Genomic DNA, 23503 nt, shown 5'->3' with positions numbered 1-23503 from the left:
ACGTTATGGCCCGTGGGGTTAACAAAGTCATATTGGTCGGTACATGCGGCCAGGATCCCGAAGTTCGCTACCTGCCGAACGGTAACGCCGTGACCAACCTGAGTCTGGCGACCAGCGAACAGTGGACCGACAAGCAAACCGGCCAGAAGGTCGAAAAAACCGAATGGCACCGTGTGTCGATGTTCGGCAAGGTTGCTGAGATCGCCGGTGAATACCTGCGCAAAGGTTCGCAGGTCTACATCGAAGGCAAACTGCAGACCCGCGAGTGGGAAAAAGACGGCATCAAGCGTTACACCACTGAAATCGTGGTCGACATGCAAGGCACCATGCAACTGCTGGGCGGCCGTCCACAGGGCGACCAACAGGGCCAGGGTGGCATGTCCAACTCGGCACCGCGTCCACAACAGCAGTCGCGTCCGCAGCCAACCCAGCAGCCACAGCGTGAGTCGCGTCCAGCGCCACAGCAGGCAGCGCCTCAGCCGGCAGCCGACTTCGACAGCTTTGATGACGATATTCCGTTCTAAGGTCGCTTGAGACCCGAACTGTCGCGTAACACCTGAAAACCCCCGATGGCCTTGGCCTCGGGGGTTTTTCGTTTCGTGCCCGCCGACCTGCTACACGTCGGTAGACGCGGCGTTCACCACCAGCTCCCGAAACCTTTCCAGTACCGACGACGTATCACCCACCCGGGTCGCCAGGTGCAACGGCGCCACCAGGCTCCGGCACTCCGAAAGCTCGCGATACACAATCCCGTCACCCCGCAAGCGCTGCATGGAGGCGGGCACAATCGAAACCCCAAGTCCGGCAGCCACCAGGCTCAACGTCGCCGTCATGCGCGGCGCCTCCTGCACCACCTGCGGGCTGAACCCCGCCTCGCGGCACGCCACCAGAATCGCGTCATACAACCCCAACCCCACCCGACGCCGATACAGTACAAATGCCTCCGTCGCCAATGCCGCCAACGGCAGCGGGGTCGACGGGTCGATCGCCAGCGGGTGATCAGTGGGCAGCGCCAGCAACATCGGCTCCACCAGGATCGGCTCATCCTGCAACGCTTGTGTCCCGCTCAGCGGCGAGCGGATGAACGCCGCATCGAGTTTTTCATGCAGCAACGCGTCCAGCAGCTCGCCGGTACCGGCTTCTTCCAGGACCACGGAAACGCCGACAAAGGTTTCCCGAAACAGGCGCAACACGCTGGGCACAAACGGGTGCAAAGCGGCAGAGCTGGTAAAGCCAATGGCCAGCCGCCCGCGTTCACCCCGGGCGGCGCGGCGCACAATGTCGGCCACGCCGTCGACGCTGGCCAGAATATGTCGAGCTTCCTCCAGCAAGGCCAAACCCGCCGTGGTCGGGCGCACGCCCCGTGGCAGGCGCTCCATCAGCACCACGCCCAATTCGGCTTCCAGGCTTTGCAACAGGCGCGTCAGGGGCGGCTGCTGCATGCCCAGTCGTTCTGCCGCGCGGGTGATATAGCCTTCTTCGGCAATCGCGACGAAGGCCTTGAGCTGCCTGAGTTCCAGCATAGGAATACTTTTGAGGTATGGGAGATGGTCAATCCTGGCATTTGTTCTCATGGATCACAAGATTTAGGCTGTCGTCACTCCTCACAGAAGAAGGAATGCCGCAATGACCTGGTCAGCCAAGCAATACTCGATGTTCGAACAACAGCGCACCCGTCCCGTCCGGGATCTGGTGGCGGCCATCCCTGAGGGCGATGTGCGCACTGCCGTCGACCTGGGATGTGGCCCGGGCAATTCCACCGAGGTGCTGGCCGAGCGTTTTCCGAAGGCACTGGTCACCGGCATGGACAGTTCCGATGACATGCTGATCGATGCCCGCAAGCGCCTGCCCACGTTGAACTTCGAATTGGCTGACATCGGCGCCTGGAACCCGGCGCAGAAATTCGACGTCATCCTCGCCAATGCTTCACTGCAATGGTTGCCGGATCACGCCACGTTGTATCCGCACTTGGTCAATCAACTGACCGAAGGCGGCACCCTGGCCGTGCAGACGCCCGACAACCTTGATGAGCCGGCCCACAAGCTGGCGCGGGAAATCGCGGCCGACGGCCCATGGGCCGCAAAGATCGGCGCGGTGAAACACAACGAGCGCCATACCGCGAGCTACTACTTTGAGCTGCTGAGCAAACACTGCTCCACCGTGGATGTATGGCGTACCACTTACCACCATCCACTGGCAGGCTCTGCCGCAGTGGTGGAGTGGTTCAAGGGGTCGGCATTGCGTCCGTTTCTGGCGCCCCTGACTGACTCGGAAAAGAGCGCCTTCCTCGATGAGTACCTGGCGCGGATCACCCAGGCCTATCCGGCGCTGGCCGATGGCACCGTACTGCTGCCGTTCCCTCGGCTGTTCATCATCGCGACCCGTTGAACAACCCGGCCACCCGCTCGCTGTATTCCGCCGCCACTTCCTGAAGCAAGTGGCGCATCCAGCGGTGCGCCGGGTCACTGTCGAGCACTTTGTTCCATAAGGTGAATTCGCGCAGCAGCGGCAGTTCAAAGGGCGGCGCCAGCGCGCGCAATGACAAAAAATCGCCATACAGGGTCGCCAGGCTTCGCGGGATCACCGCGACCCGTTGGGTGCCCACCAGCAGATGCGGCACCGTGTTGAAGCTGCTGGTGGTCAACTCGACCCGGCGCGCCTGGCCATACCCCTGAAGGATTTTTTCACTGAAGCTGGGTTCGCGGGCACTGCCGAAGTTGACCGCAATGTGCCCCAGGCTCAGGTACTCCTCCAGGCTGAGGTGATCGCCCACCAGGCTGTTCTGCGACCAGACCACGCACTGGTAGTCATCCTCGAACAACAGCTCCTTGGCATGCAGGTCCGACAGGTACTGATCGGGCATGATCACAAAGTCCACTTCGCCCTGGGTCAGCATCTGGTTGTAGTGATCGGAGGCGTGCTGGATATCGAGGGTGATGTGCGGCGCCCGTTGCTGCAGGCGTTGGGTCAGCGGGCCGAGAATGACCGTGGTCACAAAATCGGTGGCGATCAGCTTGAAGTGGCGCTTGCAGGTCAGCGGGTCAAACTCGGGTTTGTTGACGATCGTCGATTGAATATCCAGCAGCACCCGGCGCACCGGCTCGGCCAGGCCTTGGGCGAGTGGCGTCGGCAACATCTTGCGCCCCACCTGCACCAGCAACTCATCATCAAAATAATCGCGCAACCGCGCCAGCAAGCCGCTGGCCGCCGACTGGCTGACGTTCAGGCGCTGCGCGGCGCGCGTGATGTTCTGTTCGGTGAGCAGGGTGTCGAGGACCACCAGCAAATTCAAATCCAGGTGATGAAAACGCATGGCCTTGCCTCCAGATGAGCATGGCGCGTTGTATCACTTTTTTTGGATGGATGGCATCCCGATAATCGATTGTTCGGATTGTTTGGCCCTCCCTATTATCGACTCCAGAAGCGGCAGGAGCGCCGGTTCTCAAAAGACCTTTCAAGACAAAAATAACAAGTCAGAGGTTGGTATTGATGAAACGGGAACGTATGAGCAGCGTCCGGCCGCCTTGCCATTGGGCCACTCTCGCCGCGGCGCTTGCCGCAGTGGGCTGGGTCCATCACGCGGGTGCATTTGAAATCGACACCGGCGATTCAGACGTGCGTCTGCGGTGGGACAACACCCTCAAGTACAACGCTGCCTGGCGCGTCAAAGACCGGGACAGCAAGCTCGTCAGCACGGTCAACCAGGACGACAGCGACCGTAACTTCAACAAAGGCCTGATCTCCAACCGGCTGAATATCCTGTCCGAATTTGATGCGCGCTATAACAACTTCGGCGCCCGCGTCAGTGCGGCCGGCTGGTATGACAGCGTGTATGAAGGCAGCAACGACAACGATTCCCCGGCCACCGCCAATCAGCGCTCAGTCAGCTACGACCACTTCACGGACGACACCCGCAAGCTGCACGGCAGCGACGCCGAGATCCTCGATGCGTTTGTCTTCGGCAAGGGCAACCTCGGCGAACTGCCCACCAGTTTCCGCCTGGGCCGGCACACCGTGCTGTGGGGCGAAAGCCTGTTCTTCGGGGCCAATGGCATTGCGGGCGGGCAAGCACCGGTGGACATCATCAAGGCCACCTCGGTACCCAATACGCCGTTCAAGGAATTGATTCGCCCGGTCAACCAATTCTCCGGGCAGGTCCAGTTGCGGCCGAATGTCTCGGTGGCGGCGTACTACCAGTTTGCGTGGGAAGAGAACCGCATCCCCGCCGTGGGCAGTTATTTTTCCACCTCGGATGTGGTGGGCGAGGGCGGTGAGCGCTTGATTGTGGGTGGCCCGATCGGCCCCAACCAACAACCGCTGGCGTTCTTCCACGGCAAGGACATCAAGGCGGACGACAAGGGCCAGTACGGTCTGTCGCTGCGGTTTTCGCCTGAAGACTGGAACACCGATTTTGGTCTCTATGCAATCCGCTACCACGCCAAGGACCCGATGATTTACACCCGTGCCAATCCCGGCGGGCCCAACCCGTTGACCGGTCAACTGGGCGAATACCAACTGGTGTACGCCGAAGGGATTCGCGCTTTTGGCGCCAGCTTCAGCACCTCAGTGGGCGATGCCAACGTTGCCGGTGAAGTCTCGGTGCGGCGCAATACGCCGCTGGTGAGCGTGTCCCAGGCCAACCCGACGGGCCTGGGAGACAACGACAGCCATGCCCTGTATGCCGTGGGCAACTCGCTGCACGCCCAGCTCTCCAGCCTCTACTCGTTCAACAGCAACGGCATTTGGGACTCCGCCAGCCTGGCGGGTGAAGTGGCCTGGCACCGGCGCACCAGCATCACCAAAAACGCGGCCGCGCTCGACCCCAACAGCGAGCGCGATGCCTGGGGCCTGCGCATGAGCTTCACCCCCAACTTCTTCCAGGTGTACCCCGGCGTCGACCTGAGTGTGCCGCTGGGCCTGGGCTACAACCCGAAAGGGCGCTCGTCGGTGATCAGCAAATTCAACAACGGCGTGGGCGACAAAGGCGGTGATGTGAGCATCGGCCTGCAGCTTGAGTACCTGCAAACCTGGAAGGCCGGCCTCAACTACACGCACTACATCGGCGGCAGCGACAACTTCCTCGATAGCCGTAACGCCAACACCTATGGGCAACCGCTCAAGGACCGCGACTTTATCGCCTTTACCGTCCAGCGATCATTTTGACCGTGGCTGCATAACAACAATAAACAGAGGTGTGTTTCATGAAACTCCAACCGTTGATGCTCGCGGGTCTGTTGGTGGCCGTCGCGCCCTCAGGCTGGGCTGCAACCGACGCCCAGGCCCAGCAACTCAAGTCCACGCTCACCCCGTTGGGTGCCGAGCGCGCCGGCAATGCCGATGGCAGTATTCCCGCGTGGGACAAGGGTTTTACCCAGGTGCCGGCTGGCGTCAACCCGGGCCCGCGCCTGCCGGACTACTTTGCCAGTGACAAACCGCTGTACTCGGTCACCCCGCAAAACGTCGCGCAGTACGCCGACAAACTCAGCGACGGGCAAAAAGCGCTGTTCGCCAAATACCCGACCTACCGCATCGACGTGTACCCGAGCCGGCGCACCGCCGCCGCGCCGCAATGGGTCTACGACAACACCCTGAAAAACGCCACGGCCGCGCACCTCACTCATGAGGGCAACACCCTGGAAGGCGCCAGTGGCGGCATTCCGTTCCCTGTCCCGACCACCGGCGCCGAAGTGATCTGGAACCATCACCTGAGCTGGCGCGGCGTGGCCTGGAAGAACGACTACAACGTGTACGTGATCACCGCCAGCGGCCAGCGCATTCTGTCAGCCACGGTACAGGCGCAGCGCGAGATGCCGTATTACTTCCAGGACGGTAAACCCGAATACAAAGGGGTGTACTGGATGACCCGCCTGGTCAACCTCGGCCCGCCGCAACGTGCCGGTGAAGCCTTGCTGGGCCGTGAGCCGCTGGATTACGCCAACGGCGGCCCGCAATCCTGGGTCTACCTGGCCGGCCAGCGCCGTGTGCGCAAACTGCCGGTGTCGTCTTACGACACGCCCACGCCCACCAGTTCCGGTGTGGCCAACTTTGACGAGGTCTCGGTATTCACCGGACCGCTCGACCGCTATGACTGGAAGATCGTCGGCAAGCAGGAAATGCTGATTCCCTACAACAGCAACAAGATCCTGCAACCGGCCAAGGACGACGCGATCCTCGGCGAACGTTTCCTCAACCCTGACCACATGCGCTGGGAACTGCATCGCGTGTGGGTGATTGAAGGCAACCTGGTCGCCGGCAAACGCCACAGCATGCCCAAGCGCCGCTTTTACGTAGACGAAGACACCTGGATGGCCGTACTCGGCGACAGCTGGGACGCCAATCACCAATTGTGGCGCACCTACTTTCAACTGCCGTACCTGATGCCGCAATTGCCTGGGCTGGTGCGCGGTTTATACGGCCAATACGACCTGCAGACCGGTGCCTGGATGGCCCACAACGTGGTCACCGAAAAACGCGTGCACAACGATGTGGTCGCGCCGTTCCCCGACAGTGATTTCAGCCCGGACGGCCTGGCGGCCGATGGTGTGCGTTGATGCGTGGGCAACCCGTATGGCTGGCGCTGGGCGTGCTGGGCATCTGCCTGGCAGCCGATGCTGCCGAGGCGCCCGTCAGTGATGTCCTGCAGCGCCCGGCGTTGCAGGTGGCGGCGCCCACCCAGGCAGTGCTTATCGATATCGCCCAGGCAGGAGCACGCCTGGTGGCCGTCGGTGAGCAGGGCTTGATCGTGCTTTCGGACGACGGCGGCCAACACTGGCGCCAGGCCCCGGTACCCACCAGCGCAAGCCTGACCTCGGTCAGCTTTGCCACGGCCGCGCAAGGCTGGGCAGTGGGGCATGCCGGCGTGGTCCTGCACACCGTCGACGGTGGCGAAAGCTGGCAGCTCCAACTGGACGGCAAGGGCGCTGCCCAACGCGTACTCGATGCCGTGCGTGCGGCCCCGGATGCCTCGGCACGGCAACTCAAGGTGGCCCAGGGGTTTGTCGCAGACGGTGCCGACAAACCCTGGCTGGCCGTGCATTTCAGCAACGAACGGCAAGGCACTGTGGTGGGTGCTTTCGGCCTGATCCTGCATACCGAAGACGGTGGCGTGAGCTGGCAGTCCTGGGTCGACCGCCTGGACAACCCGGCGGGCAATCACCTGTACGCGATCGCTGTTCAAGGCCCACGGATTTTCGTCGCGGGAGAACAGGGCGCGTTGTGGACATCCGCAGACGGTGGCGCGCATTTCACGCGGTTGCCGAGCCCGTACGACGGCAGTTTTTTTACCCTGAACCTGGCAACCGATGGCTCGGTTCTGGTGGCGGGATTGCGCGGGAATGTCTGGCGCAGTAGCGATCAGGGCCAGCAATGGCAGGCCGTGAATAACCCGTTCAACAGCAGCGTGGTCGCAGCGCGTTCAACCCGCGCCGGTGTGATGCTCGCTGACCAGAGTGGCCACCTTTTACTCAGTGCCGAGGGTGATGCTTTACGCGAGCAAGGGCTGCCGGCCGTTGGTGCGGTGGCCTCCCTCAGTCAGGCGGGCGACGGCCAGTGGGTCGTGGTGGGCGCGCGCGGCATCAAACGATTGGAACAGGTGAACGGGCAATGACGCATCTTCGTAATCCGCTCGACCTGCAGCGCGGCCCCGAGCACAGTCTCCAGAACTTCGACCGCCATTCCGGCTCGCTGATTGAGCGGGCGCTGTTCAACCATCGCAGCCTCGTGCTGTGGCTGTGCCTGCTGTTGACCCTGGGCCTCGGCGCCGCCAGCACCCGCCTTGGGCTCAACGCCAGCTTTGAAAAAATGATCCCCACGGGGCATCCCTACATTGCCAATTACCTGGCCAACCAAAAGGAACTCACCGGGTTGGGCAACGCGGTTCGCATCGCCGTCGAGGCGCCCGGCACCACTATTTACGACGCGCACTACCTGGAATTGCTGGCCCGTCTTAACGACAAAGTATTTTTGCTGCCGGGTGTCGACCGGCCTTTCATGAAATCCCTGTGGACCCCCAACATGCGCTGGATGGCGGTGACCGAGGAGGGCGTGGAAGGCGGCCGGGTGATCCCCGATGACTACGACGGTTCCGCCAGCAGCCTGGAAACGGTGCGCCGCAATGCCACGCGCTCCGGTGAGATCGGCCAGACCATCGCCCTGGACGGCCGCTCCAGCCTGATCTTCGTGCCCTTGATGGACGTCGACGCGCAAACCGGTAAAGCCCTCGACTACAGCGCATTGTCCCAACAGCTGGAGCAACTGCGCAGCGAGTTCCAGGCTCAGGGCCTGACGATTCACATCACCGGTTTCATCAAGGTGGTGGGCGACCTGATCGACGGGTTGCGCCAGGTGCTGCTGTTTTTCGCGGCGGCGATTCTGATCGCCACGCTGATGCTCTACGCATTCACCCGCTGCCTGCGCAGCACCTTGCTGGTGATGGCCTGCTCATTGATTGCGGTGGTCTGGCAACTGGGCCTGGTGGCGTTGCTGGGGTTCGAACTCGACCCCTATTCGGTGCTTGTACCGTTCCTGGTCTTGGCCATCGGCATGAGCCATGGCGCACAGAAAATGAACGGCATCATGCAAGATATCGGGCGCGGCATGCACCGGCAAGTGGCGGCGCGCTTCACCTTTCGGCGGTTGTTTCTCGCCGGCCTTACCGCCTTGCTGTGTGACGCGGTGGGGTTTGGCGTGTTGATGCTGATCGACATCAAGGTCATCCAGGACCTGGCATTGATCGCCAGCATGGGTGTCGCGGTGCTGGTGTTCACCAACCTGATCCTGCTGCCGATTCTCCTCAGCTACTGGGGTGTCAGTGCCCGCGCCGCCGCGCGCAGCCTGCACAGTGAAGAGGCTGACCGGCACGGGCGCAAGCATCCGTTGTGGGCGTTCCTCGACCGGTTTACCCAGCGCCGTTGGGCCACCGGCACGCTGATGATCAGCGCAGTGTTGGCCTGCGGCGGCTGGTGGGTCAGCCAGCAGTTGCAAGTCGGCGATCTCGACGCCGGCGCCCCGGAGTTGCGGGCCGACTCGCGCTATAACCGCGACAACGGGTTTATGGTCGCCCACTACGGCGCCAGCAGCGACGTGTTCGCGGTGATCGTGCGCACACCTGACGGCGCCTGCTCCGACTACACCACCTTGATGCGCGTGGATGCACTGGAGTGGCGCTTGCGCCAACTGCCGGGCGTGGAGTCCACGGCGTCGCTGGCCAGCCTCAACCGCAGCCTGTTGGTGGGCATGAGCGAAGGCAACCCGAAGTGGTACGACCTGACCCGGAACCAGGCGTTGCTCAACTCCATCACCGGGCGGGCACCGCGTGAGCTGTTCAACCAGAGTTGCAACACCCTCACGCTCTACGCCTACTTGCGTGACCACAAAGCCGTGACGTTGACGCGGCTGGTGAATGAAGTCGAGGCCTTCGCCCAGGCCAATGATACCGCCGACGTGAAGTTCCTGCTGGCGGCCGGCAATGCGGGCATCGAAGCCGCGACCAATATCGTGGTCAAGCAGGCCAATCACGACATGTTGTACTGGGTCTACGGCGCGGTGATCGTGCTGTGCCTGCTGACCTTCCGCTCCCTTGCCGCGGTGGTCTGCGTGATCCTGCCGCTGATGCTCACCTCGATCCTGTGCGAGGTGCTGATGGTGTGGCTGGGCATCGGCGTCAAGGTTGCGACTTTGCCGGTGATCGCCTTGGGCGTCGGCATCGGCGTGGACTACGCGCTGTACGTCATGAGCATTTTGCTGGCGCGGCGCAAGGCAGGTGACAGCCTGTCCCAAGCCTATTACCAGGCGCTGCTGTTCACTGGCAAAGTGGTGATGCTGACGGGGGTAACCCTGGCAGTCGGCGTCGCCACCTGGGGTTTTTCACCGATCAAGTTCCAGGCAGACATGGGCATTCTGCTGGCTTTCATGTTCCTGCTGAACATGCTCGGTGCACTGGTGTTGCTGCCGGCCCTGGCGCATTTCCTGCTGCCTGATGCACGTTTTGAACACCCGATAACAACAATAGGAAACCCCGCATGAACCCGTCCTCGCAAGCTGCCCCCGCGCCTCGCCCGCGCGGATCAGGCCCGTTGTTGTTGCTCGGCAGTTGCCTGCCGATTCTCGGTGGGGTGTTGATTGCCCCGGTGTTGCCACGCATCGCCGAACACTTTTCCGGCACCGCCAACGTCGGGCTGATCGTGCCCATCGTGCTGACGTTGCCGGCGCTGATGATCGCGTTGTTTTCGCCGTTCGCCGGCTGGCTCTCCGACCGCATCGGGCGCAAGCGCCTGCTGGTGCTGGCGATGCTGCTGTATGGCATCTGCGGGCCGCTGCCGCTGGTGCTGGATAACCTCGACGCGATTCTGCTCAGCCGCGCCGGCCTGGGCCTGGCGGAGGCGGCGATCATGACCTGCTGCACCGCGCTGATCGGCGACTACTTCGACGGCCGCGACCGGGTGCAATTGCTCTCGTGGCAAACCATCGTCACCTCACTGTCGGCCACCGCGTTTTTCATGCTGGGCGGAATCATCGGCGAGCACGGTTGGCGCCTGCCGTTTGCGGTGTACATCGTAGGCCTGCTGCTTGCGCCGTTGATGCACCTGGCGTTGCGCGAATCGTTGCGGGGCGCCAGCGCGGCGGTCGAGGTGGCGCGGAGCACAGGTTTTCCCTGGCGCTCACTGTCGGTGATTTGCGGCATGACCGTGCTGGCGTCCCTGGGCTTTTTCATTGTTCCGGTACAAACCGGTTTCCTGCTGGAACACATCGGCATTGATTCGCCGCAGCGCATTGGCATGGCCATCGGCCTGGGCCATTCGGCGGTGTTTGTCGGTGCCCTGTGCTTCCGGCGCCTGAGCCGGTTCGGCCCGGGCTTGCTGCTGGCGCTGGCGTTTGTGGTGTCCGGCATCGGCATTTTGCTGCTGGCCAACGCCGTCGACTACCGCACGGCGGTCATCGCCGTGATGGTCAACGGCCTGGGCGGCGGGCTGGCGTTGCCCACGGTCCTCAGTTGGGCACTTTCCACCCTGAGCTTCGAACACCGCGGCAAAGGTACCGGCCTGTTCAACGCGGGTTTTTTCGGCGGCCAGTTTGCCAGCCCGTTATTGGTCATGGCGTTGTCCGGTGTGTCCGATGGGCGTGTAGGCGCGGTGGCCATGGTCGGCTGGGGATTGCTGCTGGCGGCCCTGTTTTCGCTGATCGCACCGTGGCTGGCCGGCGTGCGGCTGCTTGATCCGATTCAAGTGTCGGACGACATGGTCCTGCATTAACCGTTTTATTCCCTGAGGAATGCTCGATGAAACTCGCTACGTTGAAAAACGGCCATCGCGACGGCCAGTTAGTGGTGGTCTCCCGAGACCTGCGCCACGCGGTCATCGCTCCGCCTTTTGCGACCTTGCAACAGGCGCTGGAGAATTGGGCCGAGGCCGAACCGGTGCTGAGCCGGCACTACCAGTTGCTTAACCTGGGGCAAGCGCCCGAATCGTTTGCGTTTGACCCCACACACGCCGCAGCGCCATTGCCCCGGGCTTATCAGTGGTGCGACGGTTCGGCGTTTCTCAACCACGCGCACCTGCTGCAAAAAGCCTTCAGCCTGCCGCCCATGGCCGACGAGCGCATTCCGTTGATGTACCAGGGCGCCAGCGACGATTTCCTCGGGCCTTGCGACGATGTGCCTTTGCCGGACGTGAATCACGGAATCGATTTCGAGGGCGAATTCGCCGTGATCGTCGATGAGGTGCCGATGGGCTGCCCCGCTGACCAGGCGTTGCAGTACGTGCGGCTGGTGCTGTTGGTCAACGACGTCAGCCTGCGGGGCTTCCTGCTGCATGAAGTCAGCACCGGCTTCGGGTTTTTCCAGGCCAAGCCCTCGTCGAGTTTTTCGCCGGTGGCCGTCACCCCGCAAGCGCTTGGCGCTGCCTGGCACAACGGGCGGGTGTGCCTGCCCCTGAGCGTCACCTGGAACCAGAGTTGGTTTGGTGCGCCCCATGGCGCCGAGATGAGCTTCAGCTTCGCTGACCTGATCGCCCACGCCGCACGCACCCGGCGCTTGCGTGCCGGCACCATCATCGGCTCCGGCACCGTGTCCAACGTCGACCGCGCGGTGGGTTCGGCGTGTATTTCGGAACGCCGGGCCATCGAGATGATTGACCATGGGCAGCCGCTGACCGGGTTCATGCAGTTTGGCGACCGCATTCGCATCGAGGCACTGGACAGCGAGGGCGAGTCGGTATTCGGCGCCATCGACCAGCGCCTGGTGGATTCCAACTTGCTGACTCAAGAGGCGCTTTCATGACTGAACGCAAACGTCGTCTGGTGGACCTGTCGGTCACCCTTGAAAACAACCCCTACACCGACCCGCCACCGCTGCTGCCGAAGATCGAGTACGTCGATCACCAGGGCGGTATCCAGGAGCTACTCGCGATGTTTCCGGGCCTGTGTATCGACGACATGCCCGGCCAGGAAGCGTGGGCAGCCGAGCGCCTGAACATCACCACCCACAGCGGCACGCACATGGATGCGCCGTGGCATTACGCCTCGACCACCGATGGCGGCAAGCCGGCCTATGGCATTGATGAGATCCCGCTGGACTGGTGCCTGCGCCCGGGCGTGAAGCTCGATTTTCGCCACCTGCCGGACGGCGATGTGGTCAGCGCTGCACAAATCGAGGCTGAGTTGCAGCGTATCGGCCATGTGTTGCAGCCGCTGGACATCGTGCTGGTGAATACCCGTGCAGGTGCCTTGTTCGGCCAGCCGGGCTACCTGGACGCAGGCGTGGGGATCGGCCGCGAAGGCACCTTGTATTTGCTGGAGCGCGGGGTGCGCGTGGTGGGCACCGATGCCTGGAGTTGGGACGCACCGTTCAGCCATACCCGGGCGCGGTTTGCGGCGAGCGGTGACAGCTCGATCATCTGGGAAGGGCACAAGGCGGGACGGGATATCGGCTATGGGCAGATGGAAAAGCTGGCCAACCTGGACGCGCTGCCGGCCCACGGTTTTGAAGTGTCGTGTTTCCCCTACAAGATCAAACACGCCTCTGCCGGTTTTGTCCGGGCGGTAGCGATTTTCGAGGAAACCCTTTGATCGGCGGCCTCCTAGTGAGGCCGCACGGTTTCAGTTTTAGCCCTGTGCGCTCAAATACGCCTCAGCCGACACCACGCTCGCATAAGCAAACCCCAGCGACGACATGAACGCAGCATGCACCTGGGCTGCCGGTATGGTGGTGCCGTTGAATTCCAGGTCCCGCGTGGCGCAGGCATCGTGGATCACGGTCACTGTGTAGCCCAGGTCCGCCGCTGCACGCACCACGCCGTCGATGCACATGTGGCTCATGCTGCCGACCACGACCAACTCGGTGATGCTGCGTTGTTCCAGCAACGCCCGCAGGTTGGTTTCGCGGAACGCATTGACGAAATGCTTGAGCACCACCGGCTCGTCCGCCTGGTTCAGAACCTTGGGGTGCAAATGTGCACCTTCCGAACCCGGGGTGAAGAAGGGCGCATCGTCCGAGGTGAATTCGTGGCGTACGTGAATCACCGCATCGCCCGCCTGGCGGAACGCCTGGAGCACTTGCTGCGCCTTGTCTGCTGCTGCGTCCACACCGTCAAGCGGCCACTTGCCCTGGGGGAAGTAGTCGTTCTGGATATCGATTAGGATGAGCGCTTGCTTGGCCATGTTTGGTTTCCTTGTGATGGTTGATGCGTCCAGTATCGTGGCTGGCGTGGCGCCTGGGGATTGGCCGCACCGACAATAACAGAGGGAAAACTGACAATGGCGATCGTCGAACTTGGCGTGCTGATCTACAGCGGCGCGCAAATGGCCGCCGTGCATGGCTTGACCGACCTGTTCGCTGTCGCCAACCGGATCGCGGCCGAGCATCAGTCCGCGCAATTGCCGTCGTTGCGCATCAGCCATTGGCAGGCTGAAACCGGCAACGCACCGACTCGGGTGTTCGACAGCCAGCCCGGCAGCGGCCAAGCGCTCACGGCCTTGCTGATTCCGCCCTCCATCGCGGGCTTTTCCGAAGGCCAGGCCTCCGCCGAGTTGCTGGATTGGCTACGCCAGCAGCACCGCTGCGGGACCATTCTGGGCGGAGTGTGCGTGGGCTCGATCCTGATGGCGGAAAGTGGCCTGCTGGACGGACGCAGCGCCACCACGCACTGGACGTCGGCCAAGTCTTTCGCCGCCCGTTACCCGGCGATTCGCCTGGAAGCCGACAAACCCATTGTCGACGACGGCGACCTGATCACCACCGCCGGGCTGATGGCCTGGTCCGAACTCGGCCTGCGCCTGGTAGACCGCCTGCTTGGCCCGAGCATCGCCGCCAGCACCGCGCGCTTCCTGGTGATCGAGCACAGTGACAGCGCCAGTGAGTGCGGCAGTAACTTTGCGCCGATCCTCGCCCATGGCGACGCTGCGATTCTCAAGGTGCAACATTGGCTGCAGGCCAGCGGCGCGGTGGACGTCTCATTGACTGCGATGGCGCTGCAAGCCGGGCTTGAGGAGCGCACGTTCCTGCGGCGGTTTCGCGCCGCCACCGGTTTGAAACCCACTGAATACTGCCAGCACCTGCGGGTCGGCAAGGCACGGCAGATGCTCGAGTTCACCAACGGCACCATTGATCACATCGCCTGGACCGTGGGCTACCAAGACCCGGGCGCCTTCCGCGCCACCTTCAAGAAAATCACCGGGCTGGCGCCAAGCGACTACCGCAGCCGTTTTGGTGTGACACCGACCAAGACCCAAAGCTGAATCGTGCAGAACGCCGCGACACCAGGAGCCCTTCGTGCAGAATAAAACAGGCCAAGTGCCATCGCTTTTTCCTCAACCGTTTGATTACCCTCGGGTTTAACCAGACGCCGCCTTGGCTTGATCCCTGCAACCGTTTCCCTACACACATGGCAGGACAGCCAAGGGGGACGCATGACCCCGACAAATCGAAAGAAAATCGTGGTGGCGCATTCAATCCGACCGGACGCGCCGTTGCACGAAGTCGAAACCAACCGCGCCCTGGCCCGCTGGCTGGCGCACATCCTCGGGCTCAAATACGGCGGCAGCTATAACCCAGAGCTGCACGGCGGGCGCGATCTCTACCTGTTACCTACCCAGACCCTGGTCGGCGCGGCCCAGGCGCGGCAGTTGGGCGTCAAAGGCCCCGAAGACTTGTGGGGCGGTTATGTCGACCACGACTTCATTTGCACCAAGGCCATCAGCCACGGCTTGTTGAGTAAAGAGGCGGTGGCGCCTGAAGGCTGGTCGCCGCTGTTTGCCGAGCGCATCCGCAATGTGGTGCTGGATGGCTTGAGTGTGCACGCCCTGGAAGACGCGCGGCCGGCGGCGACCCATTTGCTGTATACCGGGCCGATCCGCCTCAAGCCCGTGCATGCGTGTGCCGGTCGCGGGCAGGAAGTAATCCGCAGCCTCGATGAGTTCGACGCCATTCTCGCGCGGCCCGACGCGGCGCAACTGTTCGGCGAGGGCGTGGTGCTGGAGCAGGACCTGCACGATGTGGTCACCCACAGTGTCGGCCAGAGCTTTATCGGCGATCACGTCATCAGCTACTGCGGTGATCAATACCTGACCCGGGACGGGCAGGGCGAAGAGGTCTATGGTGGATCTAACCTGCTGGTGGTCCAGGGCTACTACGAAGACCTGCTCAGGCTGGACTTGCCCGATGACGTGCGCCTGGCGATCGAACAGGCCCAAACCTTCGATAACGCGGCAGATGAGGCCTACCCCGGGTTCTATGCCTCGCGGCGCAATTACGACATCGCCCAGGGCCTGGACAGCGACGGCCAGCGCCGCAGCGGCGTGCTGGAGCAATCCTGGCGCATGGGCGGGGCCAGCAGCGCGGAAGTCGCGGCGTTGCAAAGCTTCGTCAACAATCCCGGGCTGAAGGCGATTCATGTGTCGTCGGTAGAGACCTACGTCGACCAGCCACTGCCGGCTGACGCGATCGAGGTGTACCGGGGGCCGGCGGAAAACAGCGACTTTCTTCTCAAGTACGTAACGGTCAAATCTTATGACGGCTAGAAGTGAAACCATTGCCATTGATATCGACGACGAACAGATGAGCGGGACCTTCCTCAGTCCCAAATCGAAAGTGCCGGGGGTGTTGTTTGTGCACGGCTGGGGCGGGAGCCAGGAACGTGATCTGGAACGCGCCAAAGGGATCGCCGGGCTCGGCTGCGTATGCCTGACCTTCGACCTGCGCGGCCATGCCGGTAACGGTATTCCACTGTCCCGCGTCACCCGCGAAGACAACCTGCGCGACCTGCTGGCCGCCTACGACCGCCTGCTGTCACACCCGGCCATCGACACCTCGGCGGTGGCCGTGGTCGGTACCAGCTACGGCGGTTACCTGGCGGCCATCCTTACCTCGTTGAGGCCCGTGCGCTGGTTGGCGCTGAGGGTGCCGGCACTGTACCGCGACCAGGAATGGCTCAAGCCCAAACGCGACCTCGATAAAGCCGACCTGATGGATTATCGCGGGACGTTTGTGCACGCCGAAACCAATCGCGCGTTGCATGCTTGCGCAGCGTTTACCGGCGATGTGCTGATCGTTGAATCCGAAACCGATGATCACGTGCCCCACGCCACCATCATGAGTTACCGCGCCGCCTGCCAGCAGACACACTCGCTGACCCACCGGATCATCGATGGTGCCGATCACTCCCTGAGTGACCCGATCTCCCAGCAGGCCTACACCTCGATCCTGGTGGACTGGATTACCGAGATGGTGGTGGGCGAGCGCTTGAGCATCATCCAGTCGTAGGCGTCTTCTTCACGCGCAACGCCTTGGCCTTGGCTTCCACCGCGAGGTACATCACCAGGGCCACCAGCAGCGGCAGGATGAAGTAGATCGCGCGGTAGGCGATCAATCCCGCGAGCAGACTGCCGCGGGAGGCTTCGTGTTGCAGCAGGGCGATAAACACCGCCTCCAGCACCCCGAGCCCCGCCGGGATGTGTGTAACCACCCCGGCGATGCTGCTGATCAGCAACACCCCGAGCACCACCGGGTAATCCAGTTGCTTGGGCAGCAGGGTAAAAATCACCGCCGCCATCAGCGACCAGTTCAGCGCACCGAGTGCCAGTTGCAGTACGGCCATGCGCAGCGAAGGCAGGCTGATTTCTATCCCGCGCACTGACCACGCGCGTTTTTTCGACAAGCGACACGCCAACAGATAACCCAGGCTCGCCAGTACCAGCAGCACGCCCACTCCTTGCAGCGCGCCTCTGCTGAGCTTCCACCCCGGCGGCAATGTCACCAGCCCGCTGCTGAACACCGCGCCGGCAATCGCCATGTAGCCGAACCAATTGGTGGCCAGGCTCAAGCCGAGGATCTTCGCGATATTCCCGCTGCTCACCCCCAGCCGTGAATACAGGCGGTAGCGCATGGCGATACCACCGACCCAGGCACTCAGGTTGAGGTTGAAGGCATAGCTGATGATGCCCACCGGCAAGATCTGCTTCCAGTGCAAGGGTTGGCGGATGTAGGTGCGGCCGATCAGGTCGAAGCACGAGTACACCAGGAAACTGCACAGGGTCAGCGCGCCTGCAATGAGCAAGGTGCGCAGCTTGAAGTCGCCCAGGGTGTCGAACACTTCGCTCCAGTCGATACGCCGGGCGAGCAGGGTGAACAACACAATCAGCACCAGGAAAAACACCACCGTCAGCGGTTTTTTCCAGCGCTTTAAAAAGCCGGGGTGGGCGCTTTGTTCAGCGGTGCGGGCTTGGGTCATGGTCCGGGCGCTCCTGGTGAACGAAGGGTTTCAACCTCGGTTTATGGGCCGGCAACCAGCCGGTCCATGAGGGAAAATGCCGCAGCACGTGGAACACCACAAAACCCACCGTCACCCGCCAGAACCAGCCGCGGGGCGTGCGGTTTTCCGGCATGGTCTTGCAGTGGTTTTGACTGAGGTATTCCAGGCGTTCGAATAACTGCTGATTGAACCCGCGATCACTGATCAGCACATTGGCCTCAAGGTTCAGCGCCAGGCTCAGTGGGTCGAGATTGCTCGAACCCACGGTGCTCCATTCTTCATCCACCAAGGCAACCTTGCCGTGCAGCGGGCGTTGGCAATATTCGTGGATCACCACGCCTTCCTTGAGCAAATAGTCATAGAGCATGCGCGCCGCGAGCTTGGCCAGCAGCACATCCGGCTGGCCCTGCATGATCAGTTGCACCTGCACACCGCGCCGCGCTGCATTGCGAATTTCCCGCAGCAGCCGATAGCCGGGGAAGAAGTAGGCGTTGGCAATCACCACCCGCCGCTGGGCTTTGCGCAGGGCGTGCAGGTAGGCTTCTTCGATGTCGGAACGGTGTTGCAGGTTGTCGCGGTAAATCAGCCGCACCCGGCCATCACCTTCGCCCGCCGCCCAGGGCGATGCCTGTTGTTCGCGCCGCCAGCCACGCCGCTTGCGCACGCGCCGGCCACTTTGTGCGAGGGCGAAATGATGCAGGTCGGCCACCGCCGGGCCTTGCACCTGCACGGCATAATCCTGCTTGGCTTCGGGGCCGAAATCCCCCAGGTGATCGGCCGAAAAATTGATCCCGCCGATAAACGCCACGCTGGCATCCACCACCACAATCTTGCGGTGCAGGCGGCGAAACCAGTTGGTGCGAAAACCCAGGGTTTTGCTCGCCGGGTCGAACATCTGCACGGTCACGCCGGCCTGGCTCAGCTCCCCGAGAAACCCCGGGCTCAGCTCGCCGCAACCAAATCCGTCGAGGCTGGCGACCACCTTTACGCCACGCTGCGCCGCCTCGATCAAAATGCGCTGAAGCTCATCGCCGACCTTGTCTTCAAACAGAATAAAAGTCTCCAGCAATATCTCCCGCTGGGCCTGGCGCATGGCCTCGAACACCTTGGGGAAATAGGCCTCGCCGTTCTCCAGCAGCTCAACCTGGTTGCCGCTTTGCCAGCTGTAATTCAGGTCCCGGGCCGCCGCATCGTCGGGCGGTTGATCGGTCGCGATGTGTTCCACCGCAACCTTCTCCAGCGGCGCGCTGTTCATAACTCGATCTCCACCGACAACGGCGCGTGGTCCGACAAATGCGACCACGGACGGCTGGTCAGGACTTGCGGCTGATGCACCTTGAGGTTGCGCACATAGATGCGGTCCAGGGGCAGCAGCGGCAGGCGCGCCGGGAAGGTGCGGGCCGGCTTGCCCTGGGTTTCGATAAACACTTCCCGCAGCCCGCAGTGGGCAAGATCGGCCCGCTGGCGCCAGTCATTGAAGTCACCGGCGACAATCACCGGCGCGTCGGCCGGAATCTCGGCGATCCGCTGGGCAATCAATCGCAGTTGCTGTTGGCGATGCACCTCCCGCAGCCCCAGGTGCACGCAGATCGCATGCACCTCCTGCACGTTGCCCGGCAGGCGCAGCACGCAATGCAGCAGCCCACGGCTTTCGTGGCCGCTTTGGGAAATGTCGAGGTTGTCGTAGCGGATGATCTGGAATTTCGACAGCAACGCATTGCCGTGATCGCCATGGGGATATACCGCATTGCGACCGTAGGCGTATTGCGGCCAGATACTGTCGGCGAGGAACTCGTACTGCGGCATGCTCGGCCAATTGCTGTAGCGCTTGGGATGGCGCTCGTGGGTGCCGTGGATTTCCTGGAGGAACACCACGTCGGCGGCCACGCTGCGAATAGCCTCCCGCAGCTCGGGCAGGATGAAGCGCCGGTTGAGCGCGGTGAAGCCCTTGTGGGTGTTGACCGTCAGCACCCTGAAGCGGGTGATGGCTTCGATGGGTGTGGTCGGCATCAGCTCCGGGTGGGTCATGGTTGCTCCCGTCGGTTGGGTGTCGAGTGACCTCCGTTTTTGGATGACTGTGGAATTTGGCAGAAAGTTTCGGCGCCCTTACAGACGGCACACCGCAAAATGTGGGAGCGGGCTTGCTCGCGAAGGCGGTGGATCAGTTGATATCTCTGTTGACTGACACACCGCTTTCGCGAGCAAGCCCGCTCCCACATTGGGTTCTTTATCGTTGCGGAATCAGTGCCCGCCAACCACGCGGGTCGAGCTCTCGGCATACACCGGTCCCAACCGGTCAAGTCGCCCGCTCCAGGCCGTCAGCGCCAGGGCCACCAACACCACCGAGCCACCAATCCACGCGGTGTGGATCAAGCCCATGTGGGCGACGATCAAGCCGCCGGCCCACGCGCCACCGGCGATCCCCAAATTGAACGCTGCGATGTTCAAACCCGAGGCCACGTCCACCGCGTTCGGCGTGTGGTGTTCCGCCTGGCGCACTACGTACACCTGCAAGCCCGGCACGTTGCCGAAGGCGACCGCGCCCCACACCAGCACGGTGGCCAGGGCCAGCCATGGGTTGCCGGCCGTCAGCGTCAGCATGAACAACACGGCGGCGAGCAGGGCGAAGATGATTTTCAGGGCGCTGATCGGGCCGCGTTTGTCGGCCAGTTTGCCGCCCCAGATGTTACCGATGGCCACCGAGATGCCGTACACCAGCAGCACCAGGCTGACGGTGCCGGCGCTGAAACCGGAGATGTCCTGAAGGATCGGCGCCAGGTAGGTGAACGCGATGAACGAGCCGCCGTAACCAATCGCTGTCATGGCGTACACCAACAGCAGGCGTGGTTGTTTCAGCACTTGCAGTTGCTGCAACAGCGACGCCGGCTTGCTGTGGGCGATGTTGTTCGGCACATAGAGCAGGCTGCCGATAAACGCGATCAAGCCCAGGGCCGAGACGGCGAGGAAGGTTTCGCGCCAGCCGAAGTGCTGGCCGATAAACGTCCCCAGCGGCACACCGGTGACCAACGCCACGGTCAGGCCGGTAAACATGATGGCAATCGCGCTGGCGGCTTTTTCCTTGGGTACCAGGCTGGTGGCGATGGTGGAACCAATCGAGAAAAACACCCCGTGGGCCAGGCCGGTGACGACTCGCGCCAGCACCAGGGATTCATAACTCGGCGCCTGCCAGGCCAGCAGGTTGCCGAGGGTGAACAGCACCATCAGCGACAACAGCAGCAGTTTGCGTGGCACTTTGCCGGTCAGGGCGGTGAGCACCGGCGCGCCGATGGCCACGCCCAGGGCGTAGAGGCTGACCAGCAGGCCGGCAGACGGCAGGCTGACGCCAAGGTCGGCGCCGATGGTGGGTAACAGGCCAACGATGACGAACTCGGTCGTCCCGATGGCAAAAGCGCTGAGGGTCAGCGCGAGCAAGGCAATGGGCATGGCTGCAACTCCGGTGGGTTTCAATCAGGAGCGCAGTCTCGGTGGTTGGCTTGTGCGGAAAAAGACAGGTATTGGCATTTGATATTTGCCTGGCGCGCACGGATCTACGCGCCGGGGGAACGATCGGGCGCCAAACCCGTCAGTTCCTTACAGACCCTTCTGAAGGAGCCCGGTGTTTTGTTGAATTTAAAGACTGTGCTACTGCTCGCCGCGCTGCTGTTTTGCGGCAATGGCGCTTTGCAAGCGGCGGCCACCGCCCCCGCGGCTCCGGAGCCTGCCGCGCCGGCCAAGCCGGAACTGTTGGTGGAAGGCGGCCTCCTCGGCGCCATCAGTTCCAGCATCGATGATGTGCAGGAGAAACTCGACCTCAACCAGAACCTGGTAGACGCCTGGCGCCTGCGGGCTGATCGGGCGGCGGACGAGGTAGACAAGCTGGTCAACCAGCCGTCCGAACGTTCCTCATGGAGCGTGGCCGGGGATTTCCTGTTGTTGTCTGGCGTATGGATCGGCGCCTTCGCTGCGCTGACGCTGCTCGGGCGGTTTATCGTCAGACGCCTGAGCCGGCAGCGGCATATCGCAACGCGCCAGCGCCTTCAGGCGTTGCTGGGCTACCTGATTCCCTACACCGTCCCGGCCTTGATCTGCCTGCCATTGACGCTTTACGTCAGCCACTTCCTGCCCACCTCCGTGGGGCGTGCGCTGGCGCTGTGTTTTGCCTACGCCACCAGCAGCGGTATTTTTTCCACCTCGATGCTGCTGTGCGTCATCGTCATGTTCAACGTCGGCCACAAGCGCCCGGCCGTGCAGATTATTCGTGACTACTGCCCCAAGCCGCTGTTCCTGATCGGCTTCCTCGCCGCCCTCAGCGACGCATTGACCAGCCCGCAGATCGCCCGCCAACTGGGCGGCAATATCACCGCCAGCGTCGCGATCTTCACGGGCCTGTTTGCCTCGGTGATTTTCGGCATGCTGGTGATTCGCCTGCGTCGCCCGGTGGCGCATTTGATCCGCAACCGGCCACTCGCCCAACGCTTGAAACACCCGGCGGTGCAGCAATCCCTGCGGGTGTTTTCCGGCCTGTGGTATTGGCCGATTTTGCTGATGGTGCTGGTCTCGGCGATCAACCTGATCGGCGCCGGCGACGACAGCCAGAAAGCCCTGCGCTGTGCGCTTTTTACCACGATTTTGCTGATCGGCACGGTGTTCCTCAGCACCGTGTTGCAGCACCTGTTCCAGTCTCGCAGCACGGTGGCGGTGCAGCGCAGCAGCGCCTACAAGGAGCGGTTCCTCAGCCTGCTGCACGCGCTGTTGCGCATCGTCATGGCCATCGCCTTTATCGAAATCCTCGGGCGTATCTGGGGCGTCTCGCTGTTCGAATTTGCCCAGCGCAACTCCGTGGGCCGGGCCATCAGCGACTCCCTGAGCAGCATTGGTTTGATCCTGCTGGTGACCTGGTTGTTCTGGGTGGTGCTCGACACGGCGATCCAGGAAGCGTTGAAACCGCCGGTCAACAAACGCTCCAGCCGCCAGCCGAGTACGCGGGTAAAAACCATCCTGCCGCTGTTGCGCAATGCGGTGAAAATCATCCTGGTGGTGATCTGCGCGATCACCACCATGGCGAATCTGGGGATCAACGTTGCACCGCTGCTGGCGGGTGCCGGGGTGGTCGGCCTGGCGATTGGTTTTGGCTCCCAGCAACTGGTGCAGGACGTGATCACCGGGCTGTTCATCATCATCGAAGACACCCTGTCGATTGGTGACTGGGTGGTGCTCGACTCCGGCCACGCCGGCACGGTCGAGGGCCTGACCATCCGTACCCTGCGCCTGCGGGACGGCAAGGGATTTGTGCATTCGGTGCCGTTCGGCCAGATCAAGGCGGTTACCAACCAGTCGCGGCAATTCGCCTATGCGTTCTTCTCGGTGCAGTTCACCTATGACACCGACGTCGACAAGGCGGTGGAATTGATCCGCGAAGCGGGGCAGTCGATTCGCGATGACGTGTTCCTCAAGTACAACCTGCAAGGGCCGCTGGAGGTGTTTGGTGTGGACAAGATGGACCTCAACGGCGTGGTGCTGACGGCGCAGTTCCGGACGGTGTCGGGCGGGCAATATGCAGTGAGTCGCGCGTTTAACCAGCGGCTGAAAAAGCTTGTGGATAACTGCGCGTTTGTTCACTTCGCGCAAACTTATCCACAGCAGGTGATGCTGCCGCAGCGGGTGGGGCAGCAGGTGGATGAGCCGGAGGACGAGGTGCCTTCGCCGGTGGTGCTTACTGAGCAGCCAAGAACCCAATAGTTTTTATGGTGGCAGTACTGGCC

Annotated in this window: 20 protein-coding genes; 13 read left to right on the top strand and 7 right to left on the bottom strand. The window is 62.5% G+C overall.

Annotation, left to right across the window (positions count from 1 at the left end):
* Positions 1 to 5: 5 nt before the first annotated feature.
* Positions 6 to 524, top strand: coding sequence for a single-stranded DNA-binding protein (locus tag HKK54_RS06810; protein WP_003210042.1), 519 nt, complete (start codon positions 6 to 8; stop codon positions 522 to 524).
* 90 nt (positions 525 to 614) lie between these two features.
* On the opposite strand, the gene HKK54_RS06805 is transcribed toward HKK54_RS06810, so the two are convergent.
* Positions 615 to 1523, bottom strand: a complete 909-nt coding sequence (locus HKK54_RS06805; protein WP_178120971.1) for a LysR family transcriptional regulator — start codon at positions 1521 to 1523, stop codon at positions 615 to 617.
* Positions 1524 to 1626: 103 nt separating this feature from the next.
* On the opposite strand from HKK54_RS06805, the gene tam reads away from it, so the two are divergent.
* Positions 1627 to 2388 (top strand): trans-aconitate 2-methyltransferase, encoded by a 762-nt coding sequence (tam, locus tag HKK54_RS06800; RefSeq protein ID WP_010174608.1) that lies wholly within the window; start codon positions 1627 to 1629, stop codon positions 2386 to 2388.
* Here tam and HKK54_RS06795 read toward each other — a convergent pair.
* A complete protein-coding gene (locus HKK54_RS06795) occupies positions 2372 to 3313 on the bottom strand; it encodes a LysR family transcriptional regulator (RefSeq protein WP_010174609.1) in 942 nt (313 codons plus the stop codon). The genes tam and HKK54_RS06795 overlap by 17 nt on opposite strands.
* Positions 3314 to 3489: 176 nt before the next feature.
* Between HKK54_RS06795 and HKK54_RS06790 the strand changes: the two genes are divergently transcribed.
* From HKK54_RS06790 to HKK54_RS06760, 7 genes are read left to right on the top strand one after another with little or no spacing between them, the layout of a single operon-like run.
* Entirely contained in the window at positions 3490 to 5163 is a 1674-nt protein-coding gene (locus HKK54_RS06790) for a DUF1302 domain-containing protein (protein WP_237151049.1), read from the top strand.
* A 38-nt stretch (positions 5164 to 5201) separates the two neighbouring features.
* Complete coding sequence (locus HKK54_RS06785; protein ID WP_169386438.1) at positions 5202 to 6551, top strand: DUF1329 domain-containing protein; 1350 nt, start codon at positions 5202 to 5204, stop codon at positions 6549 to 6551.
* Positions 6551 to 7606 carry a WD40/YVTN/BNR-like repeat-containing protein gene (locus HKK54_RS06780; protein ID WP_010174613.1) on the top strand — a complete coding sequence of 352 codons (1056 nt, stop codon included), beginning with the start codon at positions 6551 to 6553 and terminating at the stop codon, positions 7604 to 7606. The genes HKK54_RS06785 and HKK54_RS06780 overlap by 1 nt, the downstream gene beginning before the upstream one ends.
* A complete protein-coding gene (locus HKK54_RS06775) occupies positions 7603 to 10023 on the top strand; it encodes an efflux RND transporter permease subunit (RefSeq protein WP_010174615.1) in 2421 nt (806 codons plus the stop codon). The genes HKK54_RS06780 and HKK54_RS06775 overlap by 4 nt, the downstream gene beginning before the upstream one ends.
* The gene (locus HKK54_RS06770) at positions 10020 to 11249 is read left to right on the top strand and encodes an MFS transporter (protein ID WP_169386437.1); all 1230 of its coding nucleotides are present in this window, start codon (positions 10020 to 10022) and stop codon (positions 11247 to 11249) included. The genes HKK54_RS06775 and HKK54_RS06770 overlap by 4 nt, the downstream gene beginning before the upstream one ends.
* Before the next feature lie 26 nt (positions 11250 to 11275).
* Positions 11276 to 12274: a fumarylacetoacetate hydrolase family protein gene (locus tag HKK54_RS06765; protein ID WP_169386436.1), complete on the top strand. Its 999-nt coding sequence runs from the start codon at positions 11276 to 11278 to the stop codon at positions 12272 to 12274.
* Entirely contained in the window at positions 12271 to 13062 is a 792-nt protein-coding gene (locus HKK54_RS06760) for a cyclase family protein (RefSeq protein ID WP_169386435.1), read from the top strand. The genes HKK54_RS06765 and HKK54_RS06760 overlap by 4 nt, the downstream gene beginning before the upstream one ends.
* Positions 13063 to 13098: 36 nt before the next feature.
* Here the strand turns inward: HKK54_RS06760 and HKK54_RS06755 are convergent, their stop codons facing one another.
* Complete coding sequence (locus HKK54_RS06755; RefSeq protein ID WP_169386434.1) at positions 13099 to 13653, bottom strand: cysteine hydrolase family protein; 555 nt, start codon at positions 13651 to 13653, stop codon at positions 13099 to 13101.
* A gap of 96 nt (positions 13654 to 13749) precedes the next feature.
* Between HKK54_RS06755 and HKK54_RS06750 the strand changes: the two genes are divergently transcribed.
* From HKK54_RS06750 to HKK54_RS06740, 3 genes are all read left to right on the top strand, one after another.
* A complete protein-coding gene (locus HKK54_RS06750) occupies positions 13750 to 14730 on the top strand; it encodes a GlxA family transcriptional regulator (protein ID WP_169386433.1) in 981 nt (326 codons plus the stop codon).
* A 171-nt stretch (positions 14731 to 14901) separates the two neighbouring features.
* Positions 14902 to 16011: a DUF3182 family protein gene (locus HKK54_RS06745; protein ID WP_169386432.1), complete on the top strand. Its 1110-nt coding sequence runs from the start codon at positions 14902 to 14904 to the stop codon at positions 16009 to 16011.
* Entirely contained in the window at positions 16001 to 16753 is a 753-nt protein-coding gene (locus HKK54_RS06740; RefSeq protein WP_169386431.1) for an alpha/beta hydrolase family protein, read from the top strand. Before HKK54_RS06745 ends, HKK54_RS06740 begins: the two co-directional genes overlap by 11 nt.
* Here the strand turns inward: HKK54_RS06740 and HKK54_RS06735 are convergent.
* From HKK54_RS06735 to HKK54_RS06720, 4 genes are all read right to left on the bottom strand, one after another.
* The gene (locus HKK54_RS06735; RefSeq protein ID WP_169386430.1) at positions 16740 to 17720 is read right to left on the bottom strand and encodes a lysylphosphatidylglycerol synthase domain-containing protein; all 981 of its coding nucleotides are present in this window, start codon (positions 17718 to 17720) and stop codon (positions 16740 to 16742) included. The two genes, HKK54_RS06740 and HKK54_RS06735, sit on opposite strands and share 14 nt — an antisense overlap.
* Positions 17698 to 18996, bottom strand: a complete 1299-nt coding sequence (gene clsB, locus HKK54_RS06730; RefSeq protein WP_169386429.1) for a cardiolipin synthase ClsB — start codon at positions 18994 to 18996, stop codon at positions 17698 to 17700. Before clsB ends, HKK54_RS06735 begins: the two co-directional genes overlap by 23 nt.
* Positions 18993 to 19769, bottom strand: a complete 777-nt coding sequence (locus tag HKK54_RS06725; RefSeq protein WP_169386428.1) for an endonuclease/exonuclease/phosphatase family protein — start codon at positions 19767 to 19769, stop codon at positions 18993 to 18995. The genes clsB and HKK54_RS06725 overlap by 4 nt, the downstream gene beginning before the upstream one ends.
* 213 nt (positions 19770 to 19982) lie before the next feature.
* Positions 19983 to 21185 carry an MFS transporter gene (locus tag HKK54_RS06720; RefSeq protein ID WP_169386427.1) on the bottom strand — a complete coding sequence of 401 codons (1203 nt, stop codon included), beginning with the start codon at positions 21183 to 21185 and terminating at the stop codon, positions 19983 to 19985.
* A gap of 177 nt (positions 21186 to 21362) precedes the next feature.
* Here HKK54_RS06720 and HKK54_RS06715 point away from each other — a divergent pair, with 177 nt between their 5' ends.
* Positions 21363 to 23480: a mechanosensitive ion channel family protein gene (locus HKK54_RS06715; protein WP_169386426.1), complete on the top strand. Its 2118-nt coding sequence runs from the start codon at positions 21363 to 21365 to the stop codon at positions 23478 to 23480.
* Positions 23481 to 23503 lie beyond the last annotated feature (23 nt).

Source organism: Pseudomonas sp. ADAK13 (genome assembly GCF_012935715.1).
Taxonomy (GTDB): domain Bacteria; phylum Pseudomonadota; class Gammaproteobacteria; order Pseudomonadales; family Pseudomonadaceae; genus Aquipseudomonas.
This window is presented reverse-complemented; position numbering and strand designations above follow the sequence as displayed.